At 67.2% G+C, this 1,516-nt stretch carries 1 protein-coding gene; it reads right to left on the bottom strand.

The window, feature by feature from the left end; translation table 11 throughout:
- Positions 1 to 23 precede the first annotated feature (23 nt).
- Positions 24 to 1,274 carry an IS110 family transposase gene (locus ACWEO7_RS39465; protein WP_452430952.1) on the bottom strand — a complete coding sequence of 417 codons (1,251 nt, stop codon included), beginning with the start codon at positions 1,272 to 1,274 and terminating at the stop codon, positions 24 to 26.
- Between the last annotated feature and the right edge of the window lie 242 nt (positions 1,275 to 1,516).

Raw genomic sequence — 1,516 nt, 5'->3', positions numbered from 1 at the left:
CCATGACACTCCCTATGTCAACCTCATACCGCAGAAGTAGCGACCGGTTGTGGTTGCAGGGTTTGGGCGCCGCCGTGTCGGGCGGGGTCGTAGGCGGTGCCGGTGTGCCAGCAGCGCCAGATGACGCGGATCCAGGCTCGGGCGAGGATGCGCACCGCGTGGGGGTGGTCTTTGCCGGAAGCGCGTGCTCGCTGGTAGATGTTCGCGGCCCAGGGGCTTTCGTGTCGGCTGTTGTCGGCGAAGGTCGTGATGGCTTGTCGGAAGCGTTTGTTGCAGGCCCACCGGAAGTGTGTGGCTTTGTGTTTGCCGGAGGCTTTGGTGACAGGTGTCGCCCCGGCGAGGGCGGCGACGGCGTCGGGGCTGTCGTAGGCTTGGCGGCAGTCGCCCCACTCGGCGAGTATTTGCGCGGCGTTGATCCGACCCGACCTTGGCAGCGACGTGAAGATCTCGCCGTCGGGATGTTCGTCGAGTCGGGCGGCGATCGAGCGGTCCAGGGTGCGGATCGCGGTGTTGAGCCCGCTCAATACACCCACCAGCGCGAGAACCGCGTCGGCCAGCGCGGTGGTGATTGTGTGGCCGGTAACTCCGGCGGGGGCGGCGCGCAGCCTGGCCAGCAGGTCGGCGGGGTGGCGTTTGCCGGAGTAGCCCTGAGCTTTCAGAAAAGCGGCCATGCGCTTCTCGCCCAGGCGCGCAGCGGCGTCCGGGGTCGGATATTTCGTCAGGAACGCCAGGCTGATCGGCGATTCGACATCAGCGAAGATCGCTTTGGCGCCGGGCCAGTGCGCCTCCAGCAGCGCCGTGAGCTGGTTGGTGGCCGCGACTCGCTGATCCACGAGGTCACCACGAGTGCGGACCAGGGTGCGCACCGCCACGGTGGCATCGCTGTAGGGCGCTGCCACGTGCAGCCGATGCTGGCGCAGCCGCAGGTATTCGGCGATGACCTCGGCGTCGCCGGCGTCGGACTTCGCGCCGGAGAGTACCTCCGATTCCCGCCAAGTCTTGATCGCGTTCGGGGTGACCGGCACCACCGGATAGCCAGCTTCCAGCAGCAGATCGACCAGGCGGCCGTTCGGCCGTTCGATCGCGATCGGCATACTGTCGGCCGCACCGAGTTTGGCCAGTTTCCGGACGAGCCCGGTGATTCCGTCGGCGGTATGGGCGACGGTGAATCGGGATACGACCTTGCCTCGCGGATCCATCACGCACACAGCGTGAACCTCTGCGGCCCAATCAATCCCGACGAAATACAACGCGGCGGACAACGCCAGCGACACAGCGACTCCTCAACATGGCAGCGACGACCCGGCGGCAGCGGAACCGACTGCTGGGCGGTCACTAACCGGCGCTCTACGGCGCGTCTCCCTGTTGCCAGTCGGCGGCCCCGCGGGAACCAGGGGCGGCAGTGTCATGGTGGCCCTCCACGAGCGACCGACCCAGGCCGTCACCCCGGCTCCCCCCGAGTCCCTTCCACGAACCCCGTAACAAGATCCGCGCAAAGGATGGTGCCCTAGTGACC

The organism is Nocardia sp. NPDC004260 (assembly GCF_053603155.1).
Note: the sequence above shows the minus strand (reverse complement) of the source record. Positions and strands in the feature narration are given on the sequence as shown.